At 58.1% G+C, this 22,006-nt stretch carries 17 protein-coding genes, 1 tRNA gene and 1 pseudogene; 8 read left to right on the top strand and 11 right to left on the bottom strand.

Annotated elements, in window-relative coordinates:
• Positions 1–3: 3 nt before the first annotated feature.
• The 7 genes from ybgF to nadA all read left to right on the top strand — a co-directional run bounded on the left by ybgF (position 4) and on the right by nadA (position 7,278).
• A complete protein-coding gene (ybgF, locus tag JFU47_RS10975) occupies positions 4–843 on the top strand; it encodes a tol-pal system protein YbgF (RefSeq protein WP_140676800.1) in 840 nt (279 codons plus the stop codon).
• A gap of 167 nt (positions 844–1,010) precedes the next feature.
• Positions 1,011–1,658 (top strand): 7-carboxy-7-deazaguanine synthase QueE, encoded by a 648-nt coding sequence (gene queE, locus JFU47_RS10970; RefSeq protein ID WP_201182934.1) that lies wholly within the window; start codon positions 1,011–1,013, stop codon positions 1,656–1,658.
• 1 nt (position 1,659) lies between these two features.
• Positions 1,660–2,352, top strand: coding sequence for a 7-cyano-7-deazaguanine synthase QueC (gene queC, locus JFU47_RS10965; RefSeq protein WP_201182933.1), 693 nt, complete (start codon positions 1,660–1,662; stop codon positions 2,350–2,352).
• A 63-nt stretch (positions 2,353–2,415) separates the two neighbouring features.
• A tRNA-Lys gene (locus tag JFU47_RS10960) sits at positions 2,416–2,491 on the top strand.
• A gap of 560 nt (positions 2,492–3,051) precedes the next feature.
• A complete protein-coding gene (gene rffA, locus JFU47_RS10955; protein ID WP_201182932.1) occupies positions 3,052–4,191 on the top strand; it encodes a dTDP-4-amino-4,6-dideoxygalactose transaminase in 1,140 nt (379 codons plus the stop codon).
• 147 nt (positions 4,192–4,338) lie between these two features.
• On the top strand, positions 4,339–5,937 hold the full coding sequence (locus tag JFU47_RS10950) for a hypothetical protein (protein ID WP_201182931.1): 1,599 nt from the start codon (positions 4,339–4,341) through the stop codon (positions 5,935–5,937).
• Between the two features lie 282 nt (positions 5,938–6,219).
• Positions 6,220–7,278: a quinolinate synthase NadA gene (nadA, locus tag JFU47_RS10945; RefSeq protein WP_201182929.1), complete on the top strand. Its 1,059-nt coding sequence runs from the start codon at positions 6,220–6,222 to the stop codon at positions 7,276–7,278.
• A gap of 63 nt (positions 7,279–7,341) precedes the next feature.
• Here the strand turns inward: nadA and JFU47_RS10940 are convergent, their stop codons facing one another.
• From JFU47_RS10940 to JFU47_RS10905, 8 genes are all read right to left on the bottom strand, one after another.
• Positions 7,342–7,830 carry an RDD family protein gene (locus JFU47_RS10940; RefSeq protein ID WP_201182927.1) on the bottom strand — a complete coding sequence of 163 codons (489 nt, stop codon included), beginning with the start codon at positions 7,828–7,830 and terminating at the stop codon, positions 7,342–7,344.
• A 96-nt stretch (positions 7,831–7,926) separates the two neighbouring features.
• Entirely contained in the window at positions 7,927–8,139 is a 213-nt protein-coding gene (locus JFU47_RS10935; protein WP_003175786.1) for a cold-shock protein, read from the bottom strand.
• A gap of 403 nt (positions 8,140–8,542) precedes the next feature.
• On the bottom strand, positions 8,543–9,667 hold the full coding sequence (gcvT, locus tag JFU47_RS10930) for a glycine cleavage system aminomethyltransferase GcvT (protein ID WP_201182925.1): 1,125 nt from the start codon (positions 9,665–9,667) through the stop codon (positions 8,543–8,545).
• Between the two features lie 38 nt (positions 9,668–9,705).
• Positions 9,706–11,082 carry an L-serine ammonia-lyase gene (locus JFU47_RS10925; protein ID WP_201182923.1) on the bottom strand — a complete coding sequence of 459 codons (1,377 nt, stop codon included), beginning with the start codon at positions 11,080–11,082 and terminating at the stop codon, positions 9,706–9,708.
• Between the two features lie 206 nt (positions 11,083–11,288).
• Positions 11,289–14,141, bottom strand: a complete 2,853-nt coding sequence (gene gcvP, locus JFU47_RS10920) for an aminomethyl-transferring glycine dehydrogenase (RefSeq protein WP_201182921.1) — start codon at positions 14,139–14,141, stop codon at positions 11,289–11,291.
• 11 nt (positions 14,142–14,152) lie between these two features.
• Complete coding sequence (gcvH, locus tag JFU47_RS10915; RefSeq protein WP_008027813.1) at positions 14,153–14,536, bottom strand: glycine cleavage system protein GcvH; 384 nt, start codon at positions 14,534–14,536, stop codon at positions 14,153–14,155.
• Positions 14,537–14,958: 422 nt separating this feature from the next.
• A complete protein-coding gene (locus JFU47_RS10910; RefSeq protein WP_201182918.1) occupies positions 14,959–16,467 on the bottom strand; it encodes a sigma-54-dependent transcriptional regulator in 1,509 nt (502 codons plus the stop codon).
• Between the two features lie 278 nt (positions 16,468–16,745).
• A complete protein-coding gene (locus tag JFU47_RS10905; protein ID WP_123367217.1) occupies positions 16,746–17,111 on the bottom strand; it encodes a DUF5064 family protein in 366 nt (121 codons plus the stop codon).
• Positions 17,112–17,301: 190 nt separating this feature from the next.
• Between JFU47_RS10905 and JFU47_RS10900 the strand changes: the two genes are divergently transcribed.
• Complete coding sequence (locus JFU47_RS10900; RefSeq protein ID WP_201182916.1) at positions 17,302–18,165, top strand: DNA-3-methyladenine glycosylase family protein; 864 nt, start codon at positions 17,302–17,304, stop codon at positions 18,163–18,165.
• Positions 18,166–18,365: 200 nt separating this feature from the next.
• On the opposite strand, the gene JFU47_RS10895 is transcribed toward JFU47_RS10900, so the two are convergent.
• The 3 genes and pseudogenes from JFU47_RS10895 to JFU47_RS33565 all read right to left on the bottom strand — a co-directional run.
• Positions 18,366–19,715 (bottom strand): CoA transferase, encoded by a 1,350-nt coding sequence (locus JFU47_RS10895; protein ID WP_201182914.1) that lies wholly within the window; start codon positions 19,713–19,715, stop codon positions 18,366–18,368.
• A gap of 152 nt (positions 19,716–19,867) precedes the next feature.
• Positions 19,868–20,623, bottom strand: coding sequence for a methyl-accepting chemotaxis protein (locus JFU47_RS33570; RefSeq protein WP_446739637.1), 756 nt, complete (start codon positions 20,621–20,623; stop codon positions 19,868–19,870).
• 102 nt (positions 20,624–20,725) lie between these two features.
• Positions 20,726–21,733 (bottom strand): annotated as a pseudogene (locus tag JFU47_RS33565) (PDC sensor domain-containing protein); the annotation flags it as partial.
• Positions 21,734–22,006: the final 273 nt, after the last annotated feature.

Genomic DNA, 22,006 nt, shown 5'->3' with positions numbered 1-22,006 from the left:
GTCATGCGAACGTGCCGTCGTGCTGTAACTGTTTTGGCTCTCAGTCTCGCACCGCTTGCGGTGTGGGCTGCGGTTCCTGTGGTCGATAATGACTCCGGCTATAACAATAGCGGGACTAATAATCCGCCTGCGGGTTACGGTACGAACGGCGCCTATGCCGGGGGAGGGGTTTCGGCCCCTGTCTCGGCACAGGGCGAGCTGTTCAACCAACTGCAATCGATGCAGGAGCAGATCTCGCGCCAACAAGGCATCATCGAAGTTCTGCAAAATGATGTAGCGCGCATGAAGCAAGAGAACCTGGAGCGATATCAGGATCTTGATCGGCGCATAGGAACCGGCGTTGCACCAGCCGCGACTCCTGAAAATTCTTCCACCGGTGGCAGTTTGAATGCCCCTGGTGCAGCAGCGGGCGCAGCCGCAGGAGCGGCAGCCGCTCAGGCACCTGCCGCGGGTAGCGAACCGGCTGATCCGGCGAAGGAAAAGCTGTATTACGATGCAGCCTTCGACCTGATCAAAGCCAAGGATTTCGACAAGGCCAGCCAGGCGTTTGCCGCATTCCTGCGCAAGTACCCGAACAGTCAGTACGCGGGCAATGCCCAGTACTGGTTGGGCGAAGTGAACCTGGCCAAAGGCGATCTGCAAGGTGCAGGTCAGGCTTTTGCCAAGGTTTCGCAGCTGTACCCCAAGCATCCAAAAGTGCCTGATTCGTTGTACAAGCTCGCTGATGTAGAACGCCGCCTTGGTCATCCCGACAAGGTCAAAGGTATTCTGCAACAGGTTGTGTCCCAATATCCGGGCACTTCCGCCGCTCAGCTGGCCCAGCGTGATCTGCAAAAAATGTAAGGGCAGCTTGACCCGTTTTGAAGAAACCCGCGCTTGTCGCGGGTTTTTTCGTTAGAATTCACGCCCTTTTTATGAAATACGCTTTTTGGGATCTGCGCGGTGGCGGGGTTCCTTGAAGTGCCTGACGGAGGCGGACAGCCTGTTTAGCTGTTATGCCCGTGGCGACTATGCAAGACACATTGAGAATCACCGAAGTTTTCTACTCGTTGCAGGGTGAAACGCGGACTGCCGGGCTGCCCACTGTTTTTGTGCGGCTGACCGGTTGCCCATTGCGTTGCCAATACTGCGACAGCGCTTATGCATTCACTGGCGGCACCCTTCGCACGCTCGACGATATTCTTGAGCAAGTGGCCGGTTTTCGTCCGCGTTACGTCTGTGTCACCGGCGGCGAGCCGCTGGCACAACCCAACGCCATCCCATTGCTCAAGCAGTTGTGTGACGCCGGTTACGAGGTCTCGCTGGAAACCAGCGGTGCCCTGGATATCTCGGCGGTCGATCCACGGGTCAGTCGCGTCGTCGACCTGAAAACCCCGGGTTCGAAAGAAGCCCATCGCAACCGCTACGAGAACATCGAACTGCTCACGTGCAACGATCAGGTGAAGTTCGTCATCTGCTCGCGGGAAGACTATGACTGGGCCGTGTCCAAGCTGATTCAGTACGGTCTGGATCAGCGCGCCGGTGAAGTCCTGTTTTCGCCAAGTCACCATGACCTCAATGCTCGGGACCTGGCTGACTGGGTGGTGGCGGACAACCTGCCAGTGCGTCTGCAATTGCAGTTGCATAAATATCTGTGGAATGACGAGCCGGGGCGCTGAAATGACTGAACAACTGAACACTGCTGAAAAACGTGCGGTCATCCTGCTGTCCGGCGGCCTCGACTCCGCGACGGTTGTGGCCATGGCTCGCGCTGAAGGCTACAGCTGCTACACCATGAGCTTCGACTACGGTCAGCGCTCCCATGCCGAACTGCACGCCGCCGAACGTGTTGCGCGCGACCTGGGTGTGGTCGAACACAAGGTGATCGGTCTGAACCTGAACGGCATCGGCGGTTCGGCACTGACCGATAGCAGCATTGATGTGCCGGAAGTGGCGGGCGAAGGCATCCCGGTAACTTACGTGCCGGCGCGCAACACGGTGTTCCTGTCCCTGGCTCTGGGCTGGGCCGAAGTGCTGGGCGCGCGTGACATCTTTATTGGTGTGAACGCCGTGGATTACTCCGGTTACCCGGACTGCCGCCCCGAGTTCATCGAGTCTTTCGAGCGCATGGCCAATCTGGCGACCAAGGCCGGCGTAGAAGGGCTGGGCTTCCGTATTCAGGCGCCACTGCAGAACCTGAGCAAGGCGCAGATCGTCCAGGCAGGCGTGAAGCTGGGTGTTGATTATGGACTGACGGTTTCCTGCTATCAGGCCGACGATAATGGCCGCGCATGCGGCAAATGCGACAGCTGCCGTCTGCGTGCAGAAGGCTTTGCGGCAGCCGGAATCAGCGACCCAACACCTTATTTTTGATTTATTTCAAATTAGGTGTTGAATAGTCCTTAAAAATCAGTATTATACGCGCCACCACACAGCGGGTCGTTAGCTCAGTTGGTAGAGCAGTTGGCTTTTAACCAATTGGTCGTAGGTTCGAATCCCACACGACCCACCATTTTTGTAGCAGTTTTAAAAGTCTGGAAGGCCCACGCAAGTGAGGATTTCCGGATTTTTTTTTGCCCGGAAGAAAGTGCGCGACGAGGTTCTGCCCTTGTGCCTCGCTTCATACTTCGTTCGACCCCGGCATAGATCATTGCTTGCGGTTAGCCTGCCAGGTGCCTGCAGTCACGGCTGTGCTGTCGCTTCGCCTTGTTGGGAGGGGGTATCTTCATTCCACTCGATAGAGGGCGGTGGTGGCCTTACAGGGCCGATGCTGGTTTGGCGTGGAGTCGCGACTGAACTATCGGAATTTCCCATCTTGAAAAGGCTGTGAGTGGATCGTCTTTCCTACAGTGGGGGATTTTCGGTGCAGTGATTCAGTATCACTGGTTCATCTGACATACTGCGAAAAAGTGAAATTGACGCTGGAAAAGATAGATGCGCTCAAATGACTGTCAAGCAAGAAGTGGTCATATGATCTCGAGTGCTGGCATGCCAGCCTTCACGACGATTTCCCTTGTAATATCTGTACATCGCGCGGAAAAAACACCTCGTGAATCTATCGACGGAGCATGCATGAGCACTGAAAAAATACTTTTCAACCGTCCCTACATGACAGGTAAAGAGCTGTACTACATCGCGGAAGCAAAATTTGGAAATATGCTGGCTGGTGATGGCTCTTTCACCAAACGTTGTCACCGCTGGATTGAAGACAGTACAGGTTGTAACACTGCGCTTCTAACCCATTCCTGCACCGCCGCGCTTGAAATGGCTGCATTGTTGCTGGATATACAACCTGGCGACGAAGTCATTCTACCGTCTTACACTTTCGTATCGACCGCCAATGCCTTTGTACTGCGTGGTGCTATTCCGGTATTTGTGGATATTCGTAAAGACACCTTGAATCTGGATGAGACGCTGATTGAAGCGGCGATTACTCCACGTACCAAGGCGATTGCTCCTGTTCATTATGCGGGAGTGGCCTGTGAGATGGACACGATCATGCATATCGCTCGCAAACATGGGCTCAAGGTAGTAGAGGACGCGGCTCAGGGTGTGATGTCTGCTTATAAAGGACGCGCGCTCGGAAGTATCGGTGATCTTGGTGCTTTTAGTTTTCACGAAACAAAGAATGTCATTTCAGGTGAGGGCGGTGCGCTTCTAGTAAATGAACCGCAATTGTCGTTACGCGCAGAAATCATTCGTGAGAAAGGTACTGATCGCAGTCGTTTCTTTCGTGGTCAGGTAGATAAATATACCTGGCAAGAGGTAGGTTCTTCGTTTTTGCCTGGAGAGTTGATCGCCGCCTTTCTTTGGGCACAACTTGAGGAGGCTAATAGCATCACCGATCGACGTTTGGCGGTTTGGGACTATTATCATGCTGCCCTTGCACCTCTCGAGCAAAAAGGGTTGTTGCGTCGCCCTATCGTCCCTGATGATTGTCAACATAATGCGCACATGTATTACGTGCTGCTGCCGCCCGATGTCGATCGGCAATCTGTTCTGGAAGAACTGAAGCGCAACGATATAAATGCTGTTTTTCATTATGTGCCTCTTCATTCGTCACCGGCGGGTGAGCGTTACGGAAGAGTTCATGGTTCCATGGACGTCACCAACAGGCTGTCGGAGTGTTTGTTGCGTTTGCCGCTGTGGGTCGGATTGACGCCCGAGCAGCAAAATAAAGTGGTGGAGGTTTTGGCGCGAGCTATTGGTTGATCATCTCTACAGTGAATACTGCGCGATCATTTAATAGGTGTCGGACGCCGGTCATGGCACCTATTGCATAAGAAAGTAGTGCATTGAGGTCAATACCTCAGGAATAGGCGCATTCAAGTTTGCTTTCCTGGCAAGGATTTTGGGATTATGTTTTTTGCAACGCTAAAGCAGGCATCAGAAAAAATACCAGGCAGTTTGGCTCTGAAGCTGATTTTTATAATCTTGGCTTATTTGTCTTACGCTTTTCCGATGATGTATGCCTACTTTGAGTCTGTAAATTTTATATATGTGAACGCCTGGGATGAAGAAACTTATCTCAGCTTCCAGGGAGCGTTGGGGTCGCTGACGGTGCCTGGTTACTGGGCTTCCGGAGCTATCGTATACACCCTCCAGCTTCTGGGGCTCAGTGGAGGACAAATCAACGTTCTCTTTGATTGTCTTTTAACGCCTGCTACGTTTTTGCTGCTTGTGTTTGTTCTTCATAGGTTGAAAGTCGACTATGGGCGCGCATTAATATATGCCACCCTTATTTTGTTCTCTCCCATTCTCTTTAATTTCGGCAATCCACTGATAGCCCATTTAACCAGAGAGTACGGCGTTTTTGGTTATGGCTGGGAATATTATCAATCGGCGTTGAGAACGCCGGAGCCACAGTTGTCCTATTTTTTTGTTGTGCTGGGTATTGCTGCATTTCTAAAAACGAAGCGCTTGCTTTGTTTGTTTTTTTTCTTGCCGTTGCTGTATTTTTATGTTGGCATATCCTATGCGTATTTTCTGGTCTGTGGTTTTATCCTGTCCCACTCACGGCTATTTAATCAAGAACTGAATTTATGGCGTGTCGGAATCGCTGGCGTAGCGGGCTACCTGGCTATTTCTTTTGGTTTTGTATTTTTTGATTTTCTATTTTTGTCAAAGGATCCATTTATTCTTGCAATGCCGGGCGCTTATATAAGACGCCACGTACCCATGCTGCCGATTTCGGGGCTTGTAATACTGGGTCTTCTTTTGATTCAAGTGGCTCTTTCCCATCGATATTCCATAAAAGACACTCGGCATGTGTATGCCCAGTTTTTTATTATGTTGTCATTGTTTCTTATCTGTAATGTTCATGTTGTGTCAGGGGTGATGCTGTCCTATAAGAATTACATTGATTACTCATCCAGTCTTGTGGTTGGCGTGGGGATAATCATTTTTCTGGATTTTCTTAAGTATCACGCTATAAAAGGCGCAAGGCTGGTTTGTGTTGTCGTCAGCACAAGTGTCTTGTACCTTACATTCAAGGCTTATGGTTTCAATTTTAGCGAGCTGGAATACAGGTATTTTCGTGGTCTGCAGTTCAATTCCGCTGAAGAGTATAAAGCGGCGTCCAGCGATCCAATGTCTGTCATCATTCCGGACAGCGATTTGTCCGCCAAGTTGCCATACTCGGTTGCGATGATGCCGGTGCCGCTATTTTCCTATCAATATAACTTTCCCCTGGTTGCCAATGGGTGCCGTACGGTACTTGAGCGAATGGAAGCTATTACCGAGGCTATGAAGAGCCATTCGCCTGGTAATACGACGTTAAACGTTGACTATTTTCAAGCTGCAATCAAAGCGTTTTCTGGGCAGAAATATGTGCCGCTTGAAAAGCAGAGGAATTTTCCCGCAAATGTAATTTGCCGCAAGCTGCCAACGGATGGAGACGTCAAGGTGCTGGGTAATCAATTCAAAGACGATGGTTGGATCACCATAAAGTTGTTCTGATCCGCACATCAGAGAAAGGTGGGGGGGATATTTTAAGCCTCCGCTGCCATGGCACCTGTCCGTGCTGGCAAATCTCTCATCTCGTGAATATCGGGCAGCAGCTTGTCGGGTATCGGAATCAGCTCGAAATGGTCTTTTGTCTCCGATGGATATTCTGTAGCCTTGCGCAGCTTCAACGTTGTCCGTGCCTGATGATACTCACTCTCCCGGCGGTACCCTGAAGGGTCCGGAGCCGGGTGTATACTCGACTTTCGCGCGAAAGCGCCTGCAGGTCTTGCGAACATGACGCAGATTTCCGAACGCCTTCTGGTTCAAGCCCACCTCGACGCCAAGCAGCCCAAGCCGCTGACTGCCGAGGAGGAGGCCTATTACCGTGCCGCCATCGCTGCCGAGCTCAAGGCTCAGGATGCGGTGCTGGTTGCTCACTTCTATTGCGATCCGGTTATTCAGGCCCTGGCCGAAGAAACCGGAGGCTGTGTCTCCGACTCGCTGGAGATGGCCCGCTTCGGCAATGCTCACCCGGCCAAGACCGTGGTGGTCGCCGGTGTGAAGTTCATGGGTGAGACCGCCAAAATCCTCAACCCGGAAAAACGCATCCTGATGCCGACCCTGGAAGCGACCTGCTCGCTGGACCTGGGTTGTCCGGTGGACGAGTTCTCGGCGTTCTGTGATCAGCACCCGGAACGTACCGTGGTGGTGTATGCCAACACGTCGGCGGCGGTCAAAGCCCGGGCGGATTGGGTGGTGACTTCAAGCTGCGCGCTGGAGATCGTCGAAAGCCTGATGGATAACGGCGAAACCATCATCTGGGCCCCGGACAAACACTTGGGCACCTACATCCAGCGCCAGACTGGCGCGGACATGCTGCTGTGGGACGGTGCCTGTATCGTTCACGAAGAGTTCAAGTCCAAGCAGCTCGAAGACATGAAGGCGCTGTACCCGGACGCAGCGATTCTGGTGCACCCGGAGTCGCCGACGTCGGTGATCGAGTTGGCGGATGCCGTCGGCTCCACCAGTCAGTTGATTGCGGCAGCGCAGAGCCTGCCGAACAAGACCTTTATCGTCGCCACTGATCGCGGCATCTTCTACAAGATGCAGCAGCTGTGCCCGGACAAGGTCTTCATCGAAGCGCCAACGGCCGGTAACGGCGCAGCCTGCCGTAGTTGCGCACATTGCCCGTGGATGGCGATGAATACCCTTGAGCGCACGCTGAAGAGCTTGAAGGAGGGGACTAACGAGATCTTTGTCGATCCTGCCTTGATCCCGCAAGCGATTCGGCCGCTCAAGCGCATGCTTGACTTCACACAGGCAGCGCGGATGAAATTGGTCGGTAACGCCTGATTCGCCGTCAGTGAGCCAAAAAAAACGCCCCGATTTGATCGGGGCGTTTTTGCATCTGCTGGATTACTTGGTTTTCTTTGGAATCCGCACGAGTTGGGTATTGGAGTACATGTCATGCCAGCTGCGTTTCTGTTTGTCGAACAGCGACCAGAAAAAACCCAGCCCGACGCACAGCAAGGACGCGATCGACACCACAAAGCGCAGCAGCGCCTGCCACAGGCTGATGGATGAGCCGTCGGCGTTTTGTACGCGGATGCACCAGACCTGCATGCCCAGAGTCTGACCGGACCAGGTCCAGAACTTGGCGAAGAAGCCGAACAGCACAAATAGCAGCACCGTTGACAGCAATGGATCGCCGTCCAGCGCGCCGGCTTCGGTCAGGGTGCGCATTTTGTCTTCGCCGATGATCGCCATCTGGATCATCTTGTAAATCCCGCTGGTGACGATCAGCAGGGCGGTACACAACAAGAAGTCGTAGAACATCGCTGCCAGGCGACGACCCAGGGTGACGGCAGGAAAGTCGCCCTGGGGTTTGAGAAGATGTTTCGACATGGCAGCCTCTGGACGGAAAAAAGAAGCCATTTTACGGATTTACGCGCACAAAAAAGCCCCTGATGTCAGCATCAGGGGCTTTTTCGTTACAGAAGATCAGGCTTCTGCTTGTACTTCGTCAGCCTGCATGCCTTTCTGGCCTTGCACAGCAACGAAAGTCACTTTCTGGCCTTCTTTCAGGCTCTTGAAGCCGTTGCCCTGAATAGCGCGGAAATGCACGAACAGATCCGGACCGCTTTCTGGAGTGATAAAACCAAAACCTTTCTCGTCGTTAAACCACTTGACGGTACCGCTCTGACGTTGGGACATTTCTTATTTCCTTTGACGCAAAAATTAATGACAGCCTCCTTCTTGTGAAAGAGTACTGGGGCTGGTTGCAGGAGAGTAAGAAGACGTCGAACGGGATGTAGCTAACTTGTAGGCTACTGCCCAGGTCACGATTCCAAGCGACCCATGCAAACACAGTGAATAAACTCTACGCCAACTACAGGAGAAAAAACAAGCCCTGTGGAGGGCCCGGATTTGCTCGCGCCGGGGCGTTTATGTCGCAACTAGTGCTGGCTTATGCAATCGCCGTGTTCAATTGTTTTCGATCGTTATAAGCAAAGTTCATAAACGAAGCTTGCAGGTAAAGTGACGCACTGTTTTATGGCGGTTGCGTTACACATTAGTGCACTGTTAACGCAACCGCGTTACTTATAGAAACAGTCAATCAGCCGCGGTAGTAGCGTTGTGGAACAAATGGCATTTTGCTTACAAGCAAAGGCACCTTTTTCCCACGAACAATCGCCCATACCGGCGTATCGAGAGCGATATAAGCACTGTCGACGTAACCCATCGCCAAAGGGCCGCCCAGGGTCGGACCGAAGCCGCCACTGCAAACCGCACCAATGATGTCGCCTGCTTCATTGACGATTTCTGCACCTTCGCGCACCGGCGTGCGTTCCTGAGGCAACAGGCCAACGCGCTTGCGGCTGACACCGGCTTGTTGCTGTCCGAACACGGTTTCTGCGCCAGGGAAGCCGCCGGCACGTGCGCCATCAGCGCGACGAGGCTTGGAGATCGCCCACAGCAGGCTCGCTTCGATCGGGGTGGTCTCGGTGTTCATGTCGTGGCCATAGAGGCACAGGCCAGCTTCCAGGCGCAGGGAGTCGCGAGCGCCAAGGCCGATGGCCGCCACTTCAGGTTCGGCCAACAGGGCGCGAGCCAGAGCTTCGGCATTGGCGGCCGGCACGGAGATTTCGTATCCATCTTCACCGGTGTAGCCCGAACGGCTGACAAAGCAGTCCACACCCAGCAGTTTCACGCGGGCGAACTGCATGAAGGTCATCTTCGCCACTTCAGGTGCCAGGCGTGCGAGCACGGTGACGGCGGCCGGACCTTGCAGAGCCAGCAGGGCCCGTTCTTCAAACAGCGGTTCGATGGTGCACTGGTTGCCGATGTGCTTGCGCAGATGCGCCAGGTCCTGGTCCTTGCAGGCGGCGTTGACCACCAGGAACAGTTCGTCGTTACCCAGGTTGGCGACCATCAGGTCGTCGAGGATGCCGCCGGTCTCGTTGGTGAACATCGCGTAACGCTGCATGCCCACCGGCAGGTCGATGATGTCCACCGGCACCAGGCTTTCCAGCGCCTTGGCGGCATTGGCGCCGGTCAGGCGGATCTGGCCCATGTGCGAGACATCGAACAGCCCGGCCTGATCACGGGTGTGCTGGTGTTCCTTCATTACGCCCAATGGGTATTGCACCGGCATGTCGTAGCCGGCAAACGGCACCATGCGGGCGCCGAGTTCGATGTGCAGTGCGTGCAACGGGGTTTTCAGCAATTGTTCGGTGGACATATTCAGCTCCTGAAAAAGTGTGCAAATGCGCGTGAGCATCAGCACTCGATAATGTTGACCGCCAAACCGCCACGGGCGGTTTCTTTGTATTTGCTTTTCATGTCGGCGCCGGTCTGGCGCATGGTGCGGATGACCTTGTCGAGGGACACGAAGTGCTGACCGTCGCCGCGCAGGGCCATGCGTACCGCATTGATTGCCTTGACCGACCCCATGGCGTTGCGCTCGATGCAAGGTACTTGCACCAGCCCGCCAATCGGGTCGCAGGTCAGGCCGAGGTTGTGTTCCATGCCGATTTCCGCGGCGTTTTCCACTTGTTGCACGGTGCCGCCGAGGACTTCGCACAGGGCGCCGGCCGCCATGGAACAGGCCACGCCGACCTCACCCTGACAACCGACTTCAGCGCCGGAAATCGAGGCGTTTTCTTTATAGAGAATGCCGATGGCGGCTGCGGTCAGCAAAAAGCGTACGACGCCGTCTTCGCTGGCTCCGGGGATGAAGCGCATGTAGTAATGCAAAACAGCGGGGACGATCCCGGCCGCACCGTTGGTAGGCGCCGTCACCACGCGCCCGCCGTTGGCGTTTTCTTCGTTGACCGCCAGTGCGTAGAGGTTGACCCAGTCCAGCACCGACAGCGGATCGCGCAGGGACGATTCCGGGTTCTTGCACAGTTGCCGATGCAGCGCGGCCGCCCGACGCTTCACCTTCAAGCCACCCGGCAGGATGCCTTCGTTACGACAGCCGGCGTCGACGCAATCCTGCATCACTTGCCAGATTTTCAGCAGGCCGGCGCGGGTTTCCGCTTCCGGGCGCCAGGCACTTTCGTTGGTCAGCATCACCTGGCTGATGGATAAACCGTAGGTGGTGCAGTGACCGAGCAGGTCCTTCGCGCTTTTGAACGGGAAGGTCAGTGGCGTGGCGTCTTCGACGATGCGGTCGGCGCCGGCGGCGTCTTCGTCGACCACAAAACCACCGCCGACCGAGTAGTACTCGCGGCTGCGGATTTGTATGCCCGCCGCATCGAAGGCGCGAAAGATCATGCCGTTGGGGTGATAAGCCAACGGTTTGCGGATCATCGCCAGGTGCAATTTTTCATTGAATTCGATGGAGTGCTCACCGAGCAGGTTCAAGCGACCGTTGCCACGAATCTCTTGTAGACGGGCGGCGACGGTTTCGGTGTTCACGGTGTCCGGGTGTTCGCCTTCCAGGCCGAGCAGCACAGCCTTGTCGCTGCCGTGGCCTTTACCGGTGGCGCCCAGTGATCCGTAGAGTTCGACTTTGACGCAGGTGGTTGCGGTCAGCAGCCCTTCACGGCGCAAACCTTCGGCGAAGCGCGCAGCCGCCCGCATCGGGCCAACGGTGTGGGAACTGGAGGGGCCGATGCCAATCTTGAACAGGTCGAACACGCTTAAAGACATGGTTGTTCTCCGGTTTCTTGTTATAGGTATGGGCGCGATCTGGGACTTGCCACAGAACCCTTGTAGGAGTGAGCCTGCTCGCGATAGCGGTCTAACATTCAACAAAAATGTCTACAGACAGATCGCTATCGCGAGCAGGCTCACTCCCACAGTGTTTTGTGGTGTTCTCGAAAATGGGGGCGAGTAAACCCGCCCCCCTTATTCGTTTAAGCGTAGCTTTCGATCGACGGGCAGGCGCAGATCAGGTTGCGGTCGCCAAACACGTTGTCGACCCGACCGACCGGTGGCCAGTACTTGCCTTCGATCAGCGAAGCTACCGGATAAACCGCTTGCTCACGGCTGTACGGATGCGTCCACTCGCCGACGATTTCCGCCGCGGTGTGCGGGGCGTTTTTCAGCGGGTTGTCGTCCTTGTCCAGCGTGCCGTTTTCCACCGCGCGGATTTCTTCGCGGATGCGGATCATGGCGTCGCAGAAGCGGTCCAGTTCTTCTTTGGATTCGCTTTCGGTCGGCTCGATCATCAGCGTGCCGGCGACCGGGAACGACATGGTCGGGGCGTGGAAACCGAAATCGATCAGGCGCTTGGCGACGTCATCGACGCTGATGCCGCTGCTGTCTTTCAGCGGACGCAGATCGAGGATGCATTCGTGTGCCACCAGGCCGTTGCTGCCGGTGTAGAGCACCGGGTAGTGCTCTTCGAGGCGACGGGAAATGTAGTTGGCATTGAGGATCGCCAGTTGCGAAGCACGCTTGAGGCCGGCGCCACCCATCATCCGAATGTACATCCAGGTAATCGGCAAAATGCTCGCGCTGCCGAACGGTGCCGCGCAGACCGCGCCTTCTTTGCGCTCCATGGTCCCGTGACCCGGGAGGAACGGCGTCAGGTGCGACTTGACGCCAATCGGGCCAACGCCCGGGCCGCCACCGCCGTGGGGGATGCAGAAGGTTTTGTGCAGGTTCAGGTGCGACACGTCGCCGCCGAACTTGCCCGGCGCGCAGAGGCCGACCATCGCGTTCATGTTGGCCCCGTCGATGTACACCTGGCCGCCATGGTCGTGAATGATGCCGCAGATTTCGCGGATGCCTTCTTCGAACACGCCGTGGGTCGACGGGTAGGTGATCATCAGCGCGGCGAGGTGTTCGCGGTGCTCGATGGCCTTGGCGCGCAGGTCTTCGATGTCGACGTTGCCGCGGGCATCGCAGGCGGTGACGACCACGCGCATGCCGGCCATGTTGGCGGTGGCCGGGTTGGTGCCGTGGGCCGAGGACGGGATCAGGCAGATGTCGCGACGGTCTTCGCCACGGCTCTGGTGATAGGCGCGGATCGCCAACAGGCCGGCGTATTCACCCTGCGAACCGGCGTTCGGTTGCAGCGAGATCGCGTCGTACCCGGTAGCGGCGCAGAGCATCGCTTCCAGCTCGTCGGTCAGCTGCTGGTAGCCGGCGCTTTGCGCGGCCGGGGCGAACGGGTGCAGGGCGCCGAATTCAGCCCAGGTCACCGGGATCATTTCGCTGGCGGCGTTGAGTTTCATGGTGCACGAACCCAGCGGGATCATGGTGCGATCCAGCGCCAGGTCCTTGTCGGCGAGCTTGCGCAGGTAGCGCATCAGCTCGGTTTCCGAGTGATAACGGTTGAACACCGGGTGGCTGAGGATTGGCGACTGGCGCAGCAGGGCGGCCGGAATGGTGCTTTGTACGGAAGCGGCGAGGGCGGCGAAGTCCGGCAGGGTCTTGCCGTCGGCCAGCAGGGCCCACAGGGTTTCCACGTCGGCTTGCGACGTGGTTTCGTCGAGGGACAGGCCCAGACGTTCAGCATCGACCACGCGCAGATTGATCTGCCGGGCGCGAGCCTTGTCGTGCAACGCGGCAGTTTGCGCGCCGGTCTTAAGGGTCAGCGTGTCGAAGAAGTTTTCCTGCTCGACCGTCAGGCCGATTGCGCTCAAGCCTTTGGCCAGAATCGCCGTCAGGTGATGCACGCGCTTGGCAATCTGCGTCAGGCCTTTCGGACCGTGGTACACGGCGTACATGCTGGCGATGTTGGCCAACAGCACTTGCGCGGTGCAGATGTTGCTGGTGGCCTTCTCGCGACGGATGTGTTGCTCGCGGGTCTGCATCGCCAGGCGCAGGGCCGGCTTGCCGAAACGGTCCACGGACACACCGACCAGACGGCCGGGCATGTCGCGCTTGAACGCATCTTTCGTCGAGAAATACGCCGCGTGCGGGCCACCGAAGCCCAGCGGCACGCCGAAGCGTTGCGCGCTGCCGATGGCGACGTCGGCGCCGAATTCACCCGGCGGGGTCAGCACGGTCAGGGCCAGCAGGTCGGCGGCCACGGCGACCAAGGCGTTGGCGGCGTGGAAACGTTCGGTCAGTTCGCGGTAGTCGAATACATCACCGTTGCTCGCCGGGTATTGCAGCAGGGCGCCGAAGAACGGCGTCACGTCGCTCAGCTCACGCTCGTCGCCGACGACCACGTCGATGCCCAACGGCTCGGCACGGGTGCGCAATACATCGAGGGTTTGCGGGTGGCAATGCACCGAGGCGAAGAACGCGTGGCTGCCCTTGTTCTTGCTCAGGCGTTTGCAGAAGGTCATGGCTTCGGCGGCGGCGGTGGCTTCATCGAGCAAGGAGGCGTTGGCGATCGGCAGGCCGGTGAGGTCGCTGATCAGGGTCTGGAAGTTCAGCAGCGCTTCGAGACGGCCTTGGGAAATCTCCGGTTGGTATGGGGTGTAGGCGGTGTACCAGGCCGGGTTTTCCAGCAGGTTGCGCAGGATCGGCGACGGCGTGTGGGTGCCGTAGTAGCCCTGGCCGATGTAGGTCTTGAACAGCTGGTTTTTGCCGGCGATGGATTTGATCAAGGCCAGGGCGTCGGCTTCGCTCAGGCCGTCTTCGAGGCCGAGGACGCTGGTGCCCTTGATGCTGTCGGGGATGACGCTGGCGCTCAGGGCTTCCAGCGAGTCGAAGCCGAGGCTGTTGAGCATGGCTTGCTCGTCGCCAGCGCGCGGACCGATGTGGCGGGCGATGAATTCGTTGGCAGTGGTCAGGCTTACTTGAGTCATGTCAGTGCTCCTCAGGCTTCGGCGTTGGCTTTGATCAGACGGTCGTAAGCGTCTTGATCCAGCAGTTTGGCGACAGCCGATGCATCGGTTGGCTGGAAGCGGAAGAACCAGCCTTCGCCCAGCGGATCTTCGTTGACCAGTTCAGGGCTGCTGTCCAGCGCCGGGTTTACTTCCAGCACTTCACCGTCCAGCGGCATGTACACGCCGCTGGCAGCTTTTACCGATTCCACGGTGGCGGCTTCAGCGCCTTTGTCGTAGGACTGCAGCTCAGGCAGTTGTACGAAAACCACGTCGCCCAAGGCGTTCTGTGCGAAAGCGGTGATGCCGACTGTGACGCTGCCGTCAGCTTCGGTGCGCAGCCATTCGTGATCTTCAGTAAAACGCAACTCGCTCATGGAAACTCCTAAGGGGGCCAGACTCGTCTGGTGGACGCGATTGAATACTCGGCAATGCCGTACTTTATGGATGGTTACTAAGCAAAAACGCGGCCAATGTTTTTTTATTGTTATAAATCAATAAGTTATGTGTTTGTTCGAAGTGCAGCGATGTGCTGTCTGTAGCGAAATCGCTACAGACCAAGGCGGAGAAAAAAGCCTAAGTGGATCAAAGCCTTGCACAGCGGTGATCAGGAGAGGGTGTAGCGATATCGTTCCGCTGTAGCGCTTTCAGTACAGATGAAGGTCGCTTTTGAGTTGAGTAAATGATCGTTCCCACGCTCCGCGTGGGAATGCCTCTAGGGACGCTCCGCGTCCAGTGACGCGGAGCGTCACGGGCTGCGTTCCCACGCAGAGCGTGGGAACGATCAACCGAGTAGAACCTATGGCTTGTTGGGAATGCCGTACTTGCGCAACCGATGGGCGATGGCGGTGTGGGAGGTTTGCAGGCGGCTGGCCAGTTGGCGGGTCGAGGGGTAGCTGACGTAGAGTTTTTCAAGCAGGGTTTTTTCGAACTCTTCCATGGCTTGTTCGAGGCTGTCGACGTCGCTGTCGCTCTGGCGCGCCACCGAGGTGCCCGCGATATCGAGGTCGCCAATGTCGACCAGGCTGCTTTCGCAAATGGCGGCGGCGCGGAAGATCACGTTCTGCAATTGCCGCACGTTGCCCGGCCAGCGATTGCCCAGCAGCGCCGGATAGGTGCCGGGCGCCAGGCGACAGACCGGGCGCTGGATCTGCGCGCAGGCCTGCTGCATGAAGTAGCGTGCCAGGAGCAGGATGTCCTGGCCGCGTTCGCGCAGGGGCGGAACTTCGACGTTCAGGACGTTGAGGCGATAGAAGAGGTCTTCGCGGAACGAACCTTCACTGACCATTTTTTCCAGGTCGCGGTGCGTGGCGCTGAGGATCCGCACATTGACCTTCACCTCACGATCCCCGCCCACCCGGCGGAAGCTGCCGTCGTTCAAGAAGCGCAGCAATTTCGCCTGCAAGTACGGCGACATCTCGCCGATCTCATCGAGAAACACCGTGCCCTGGTTGGCTAGTTCCATCAGCCCCGGTTTGCCGCCTCGTTGCGCGCCGGTGAAGGCGCCGGGGGCGTAGCCGAACAGTTCGCTTTCGGCGAGGTTCTCCGGCAATGCCGCGCAGTTCAGCGCCAAAAATGGCGAACTGTGCCGAGCGCTGTTGGCGTGGCAGGCACGCGCCACCAGTTCTTTGCCGGTGCCGGTTTCGCCCTGGATCAGCAACGGCGCGTCAAGGGTCGCAACGCGCTGGGCGCGGGCCTTGAGGGTGCGAATCGCCGGAGACTCGCCGAGCAGCGCATCGAAACCTTCGGCATGGTCGTGGTGCAGCGCCGACAGGCGTTCGCCGATGCGGTTCGGTTGGTACAGGGTCAGCAGGGCGCCGGCGTCGGTAATCGGTGTGGCGTCCAGCAGCAACGTCTGGCCGTTGACGGTGACTTCCCGCAGCGGCAGGCGGAAGCCGTTTTCCAGCAGGGCTTCGAGCAGTGCCGGGTCGGCGAACAGGTCGGCGATGCTTTCGCCGTCAGGCTCGCAACCGTACAGGGCAATCAGTGCCGGGTTGGCCAGCAGCACCTTGCCGGCACTGTCTAACGCCAAAACCGGGTCAGTCATGGCCGCGAGCAACGCGTCAAGCTGCAGGTGCCGACGCTGACCGGGAAGAATGTCGACCACCGTCACCGCTTGCACGCCGCGCACGCTGAACAACGCATCGCGCAGCTCTTCGAGGACTTCCGGGCTCAGCGTCGGGGCGTCGATGTAGACGTTGGGCGGAACCATTTCTACCGCATCCAGATTGAGATTGCGCCCACCGAGCAGGGCCAGGACTTCCTGGGTAATGCCGACGCGGTCGATGAAGCTGACGTGGATACGCATGGGGCGTTGTTGGGTTCTGGAGTGCGGAGGGTGGCAAGTATGCCTTGGTGGAGGGCTGGGGTGAAATCTTGAGATTTATGGAGGATTCAAAAACCACCCCTCACCCCAGCCCTCTCCCCAGTTGGGAGAGGGGGAAAGGGGGCAGATATTTGTCGCTTTCAAAGCCTGAGTTCAATTTGGACTTTCAGGTCGATGTACATCGAAAGAGCAACGCGGTCAGTCCCCTCGCCCCTTGGGGCGGTCCGACGTTTCGGGAGGATTAGGGTGAGGGGGGGCCTTCAGATTCGATCCAGATGCTCAGGTTTGATCGGATCACCGGATTTGACGTGGAGCTGCGCCCGCACATCTTCAAACATGGCGTCGTACTCCTTGTGTATCGAGCCGATACTGGCCTCTTTGGGCATCCCGTACTTCTGCGCGATGCGCGTGGCATGCCGGGCGAAGTCGAAGGCCTGATCTTTGGGCAGGAAGAATTCTTCCTTTAACTCCTTGTCCCCAACCGTGCCATGCATCTTGAAGAGCATGCCTTCACCTTCCTTGGGGTCCTGGCTGACGGCATATTCGATGTGCAGGTTGTAACTGTAATCGTCCTTGTTCAGCGCATGGCGCTCGATGTGCAGGTGACCGGGCTCGAACGTTGCCATTGGTGTCTCTCCTTCAAAAAGGCATTGAATCAGGGCAGACCTCAAGCCTGACCTTGGAGTTTCTTTTATTGATAGCTCATCCGGGTGTCGCCGTGTCCGAGAGTGGACCGATCGACGCGACTTTTCCAGTCTGTCGGGCGAACTGGGTCCATCCTTGGTCTGCGTGAACTCATCGGTAATCGGAGGCGTTATGAAGGTGCTGCTGGAGTATCCACCGCCCTATGACTGGCCGGCGATGCTGGGTTTTTTGTCGGCACGGGCAATTGTGGGGATCGAGGCGGTAGTCGATGGCGTTTACTCGCGCAGCATCGGGTTGAACGGTGTTCATGGCACGTTTTCGATCAAGCCTGCGGCGGCGAATGCGCTTGAATTGACCCTGGATTTTCCTGATTCAGCGGCCGTGCCGGAGATCATCACGCGGCTGCGGCGGATGTTTGATCTGGATGCGGAGCTGGCAACGATTCATCGGCAGCTGGCGGTTGATCCCTTGATGGCGCGGTTGATTGCCGAGCGTCCGGGGCTGCGGGTGCCGGGGGCGTGGGATGGCCTGGAGTTGGCGATTCGTGCGGTGTTGGGGCAGCAGATTAGCGTGGGCGCGGCGATCAAACTGGCGGGGAAACTGGTGGCGCAGTATGGCGAGCCGTTGGCTTCGTCGTTGCCCGGCGTGACCCATGTGTTTCCTCAGGCCGCCACTTTGGCGTTAGTGGATTTGGCGACGTTGGGGATGCCGAAAAGCCGTGGTCGAACCCTATCGGGTGTGGCTCAGGCGTTGCTCGATGATCCTTTACTGTTTGAGCCGGATCGGGAAGGCGGCGTTGCCCGGCTACTGGCGTTGCACGGGATTGGTGACTGGACGGCGCAATACATCGCCCTGCGGCAGTTGCGCGATCCGGATGCGTTTCCGAGCGGAGATGTGGGGTTGATCAATGCGCTGGCGGCGCTTGAAGGTGAGGCGGTGACGGCTCGGGGGTTGTCGCAACGAGCTGAAGTCTGGAGACCTTATCGAGGCTATGCGGCGCAGGTGCTTTGGACTTCTTTGAATCGGGGGGATTGAGGGGGATGTGATCTGCTTGAAATCGACCCCTCACCCCAGCCCTCCCGAAACGTCGGACCGCCCCACAGGGGAGAGGGGAAAGGGAGCCGATCTCGGTTGCTTTCAAACCTGAGTTCGACGATTTCTCAGGTCGATGTACCTCCAAGTACACCTCGATCAGTCCCCTCTATCGCCTGGGGCGGTCCGACGTTTCGGGAGGGTTAGGGTGAGGGTGAGGGGTGGATCCACTGCGCACGATGCGACCCCAATTCAGAAGCCGGAATCGTCCACTGCAACGGCGTCCCCGTAATCTTCAGCGGCACATGAAGTCGATGCGCCGGTCCCCAAGGCGTCTGCTCAACCAACAGCCCTTGATCGTTGTGATCCTCCGCCCGCAACGGCTCATCTGTTCCCGGGCCGTTTTCAATCAACAACTTCGCCGTACGCGCCAACGACAACCGTGCCGATCCACTGCGCCCCAACAATCGAATCGCACTGGCCGCCATCAAATACCCGGTGGCGTGATCGAGCGCTTGCAAGGGCAATGGCGTCGGCTTGTCCGCGCGTTTCCACTGCATGCCGGCGTCGGCGATTCCACTGCTCATTTGTACCAGGCTGTCGAAGCCGCGGCGGTTCTGCCATGGGCCACTCCAACCGTAGGCATTGAGGCTGACGTCGATCAGGCCGGGCGCCAGTTTCTGGCGTTCGGCGACACCGTAACCCAGGCGTTCCAGTGCGTCAGCACGGTAGCCGTGGAGCAGAATGTCAGCGTCCTTGAGCAGGCTTTCGAACACCGCGCGATCAGTCTTGTCGTGCAGGTCCAGGCGTGCGCAGCGTTTGCCCAAGGTGACTTCCGGCACCACGCCCGGTTCGTTCCAGGTCGGTGGGTCGATCCGCAAAACGTCGGCGCCGAGGCCTGCCAGAAAACGGCTGGCGATCGGTCCGGCGAGCACTCGGGTCAAATCCAGCACCTTGATCCCGGCCAGCGGTTGCGCCACCGAGCCTTGCCACGGTTTCGCGTCCTGGCGGCTGTTGTCAGCCAACTGAATCAGCGGCTCGGCGTTCACGGCCTGACCTTGGGGATGCGCCTGCCATTGCGCCCAGCTACGCATCTCGGCGGCGCAGCCACCGGCATCGACCACGGCCTGCTCCAGATCACGTTTGGCCCATTGAGCAACCTTGCTCGCCATCGCTGTACGGTCGGCACAGGCGCCGAGCACTTTTTCGGCAGCGGCGCGGTGATGGGGTGCGTTGGTGTGCAGGCGAATCCAGCCATCCTTTGTGGCGTAGTCACCGGCGACCGGATCCCACAGCGGCGGGACGCTCCAGCCTATCGGGCGGATCGACGTGGCGAACCAGAAAGAGGCCAGGCGGAGGTCGACCTCAAGGCTTGGCAAGCGACCGGTTTGTTGCTGCAGCCATTCGCTGACAGCCTGGCCGGCAGCGGCAATGCTGGCGCACGCCAGGTCGGTGACGGCAAACGCCGAGGGCAAGGCGCCGCTCGAGGTGAACTTGACCTGGGTGTGAGGCACGCCGAGTGCGGCTTGAATGGACGTGAGTAAATCAGTCATCGAAGGCCCTCCGGAAGAGGGCTTCATGATAGATCGTTCCCACGCTCCGCGTGGGAATGCCTCAATGGACGCTCCGCGTCCGCTTCTGGGACGCGGAGCGTCCCGGGCTGCATTCCCACGCAGAGCGTGGGAACGATCAGGGGCAGGGGGGGTTACACCCGAAACTGATCCATCAATTTCATCTGATGCGAGCTCAACGAGTTGAGGTGGCTGCTGATCTGCGCCGATTCGGTGGCCTGGCCGGTCAGGGTTTCGGTGACGGTGCGGATCGCCGAGACGTTGCGGTTGACCTCTTCGGCCACCGCGCTTTGCTGTTCGGCGGCGCTGGCGATTTGCAGGTTCATGTCGCTGATGACCGTCACCGCGTCGCTGATTTTGCTCAAGGCCTGGACGGCTTGCTGGATTTGCCCGGCGTTGCTGTGAGCCTGGGTCTGGCTCGAATGCATCGTGGCCACCACGCCGCGAGTACCGGACTGGATGCGCTCGATGACAATGCGGATTTCTTCCACTGAGTCCTGGGTGCGTTTGGCCAGGTTGCGCACTTCATCGGCGACCACCGCAAATCCGCGACCGCTCTCGCCGGCACGCGCCGCTTCAATCGCCGCATTGAGCGCCAGCAGGTTGGTTTGTTCGGCGATGCTGCGGATCACTTCCAGCACCGAACCGATCTGCTCGCTGTTAACTGCTAAGGCTTCGACTTCGGTCACCGCCTTACTGACTTCGTCGGCCAGTTGATTGATGTCGCGGGTGCTGCGTTCGATGATCTGCATGCCGTCGCGGGCCGACTGGTCGGCACCCTTGGCTGCGTTAGCCGCGTTCGAGGCACTGTTGGCGACGTCGTGGGCGGTGGCGCTCATTTCGTTGGACGCGGTGGCGACCTGGTCGATTTCGCGGAACTGCACTTGCATGCCTTCGCTGGTCTGGCGGGCAATTTCCGAAGACTGGTCGGCGGTGCCGCGCGCATCGGTGATGCTTTGTTTGATCTGCGCAATGGTCGGTTGCAGCTTGTCGAGGAAGCGGTTGAACCAGCTCACCAGTTCACCCAGTTCGTCTTTCTTGCTGTAGTGCAAACGCTGCGTCAGGTCGCCGTCACCGCTGGCAATCGCCTTGAGCATCTCGGCCACGCTGTTGATCGGCCGGGTCACGCCGGACGCCGTGAGCCAGATCAGCAACAGTCCGACCAGGCCGGCAATCACTGCCACCAAAACGGCTTTGATCGTGCCACTTTGCTGGGCGTCATCGACTAAGGCTTGCAACTTGACCGAGTCGGCCAGCAACACGTGTTTCGGCAGGTCGATCACCACGCCCCAGGCTTTGGACTCGGCAATCGGACTGACCGGGTACACCGCGCGGATCAGGTCGCCCTGTTCGAGAATCTTCGGCGTGCCAGCGCTGAGCAATTGCAGGACGTCCTTGCCGTCTGCGCCCAAGGTGTCGCCAATGCTTTTGCCGACCTTGCTCGCGTCCACGCTGTAACCGGCGAGTACGCCACTACCGGAGACGATCAACATGTGCCCGGCGCTGTTGAACAGATCACGTTGGGAGTCGACAGCCGCTGCTTGCAGGGCGTCGAGGGCGATGTCCACACCGACCACGCCGATGGATTTGCCATCCACCAGCAGCGGTACGGAAATGGTGGTCATCAGCATTTCCTTGCCGGCGACGGTGTCGGCATACGGGTCGAGCAGGCAGGTGCGCTTGCTATCGCGAGGGCAGGTGTACCAGCTGTTATAGGGTGTGCCGCTGAGGCTCAAGGTGGTTTTGGTCATGTCGTCTTCGACCATGATCGTGTTGATCCCGACACCGCCGGCACGGCTCCAGTAGCTGGCGAAACGACCGGTTTCGTTGGATTGGCGAGCGGCATCGTTGGCGAATTCACTGTCCTTGCCGTCGAGGCCATTGGGCTCGAATGCCAGCCAGATGCCGAGCACTTTGCTGTTGCGCTCGAAGGCGGTTTTCAGGCTCTGGTTCAACTCTTCACGCAGGGCACCGGCGTCAAGGGAGCGCGTGCTCGCCATGTTGCGCATGTCCTTGATCTGGTCGGCCAGGGCAGTCACCACCAGCAGGCTTTCGCCGAAGGTCTTCTGCACCCGCACTGCTTGCTCGGCGGCCTTGGCCTGGAGCAGGTTCTGCACGCTGGCGGTGAGCATCTTGCTGCTGGAGGCGCTGACCAGTTCATCGTTCTGATCGGTCTGGTAGATGTTCATGCCGACGATCAGGACGACCACGCCCAGCAGGCACAGACCGGACAGCAGGACGATTTTCAGGCGGATAGAGAGAGAGTCGAACAT

The organism is Pseudomonas sp. TH39(2020), from assembly GCF_016650715.1.
In the GTDB taxonomy this organism is placed as follows: domain Bacteria; phylum Pseudomonadota; class Gammaproteobacteria; order Pseudomonadales; family Pseudomonadaceae; genus Aquipseudomonas; species Aquipseudomonas mandelii_C.
The sequence above is the reverse complement of the archived record's forward strand: the minus strand, read 5'-3'. Positions and strand labels throughout refer to the sequence as shown.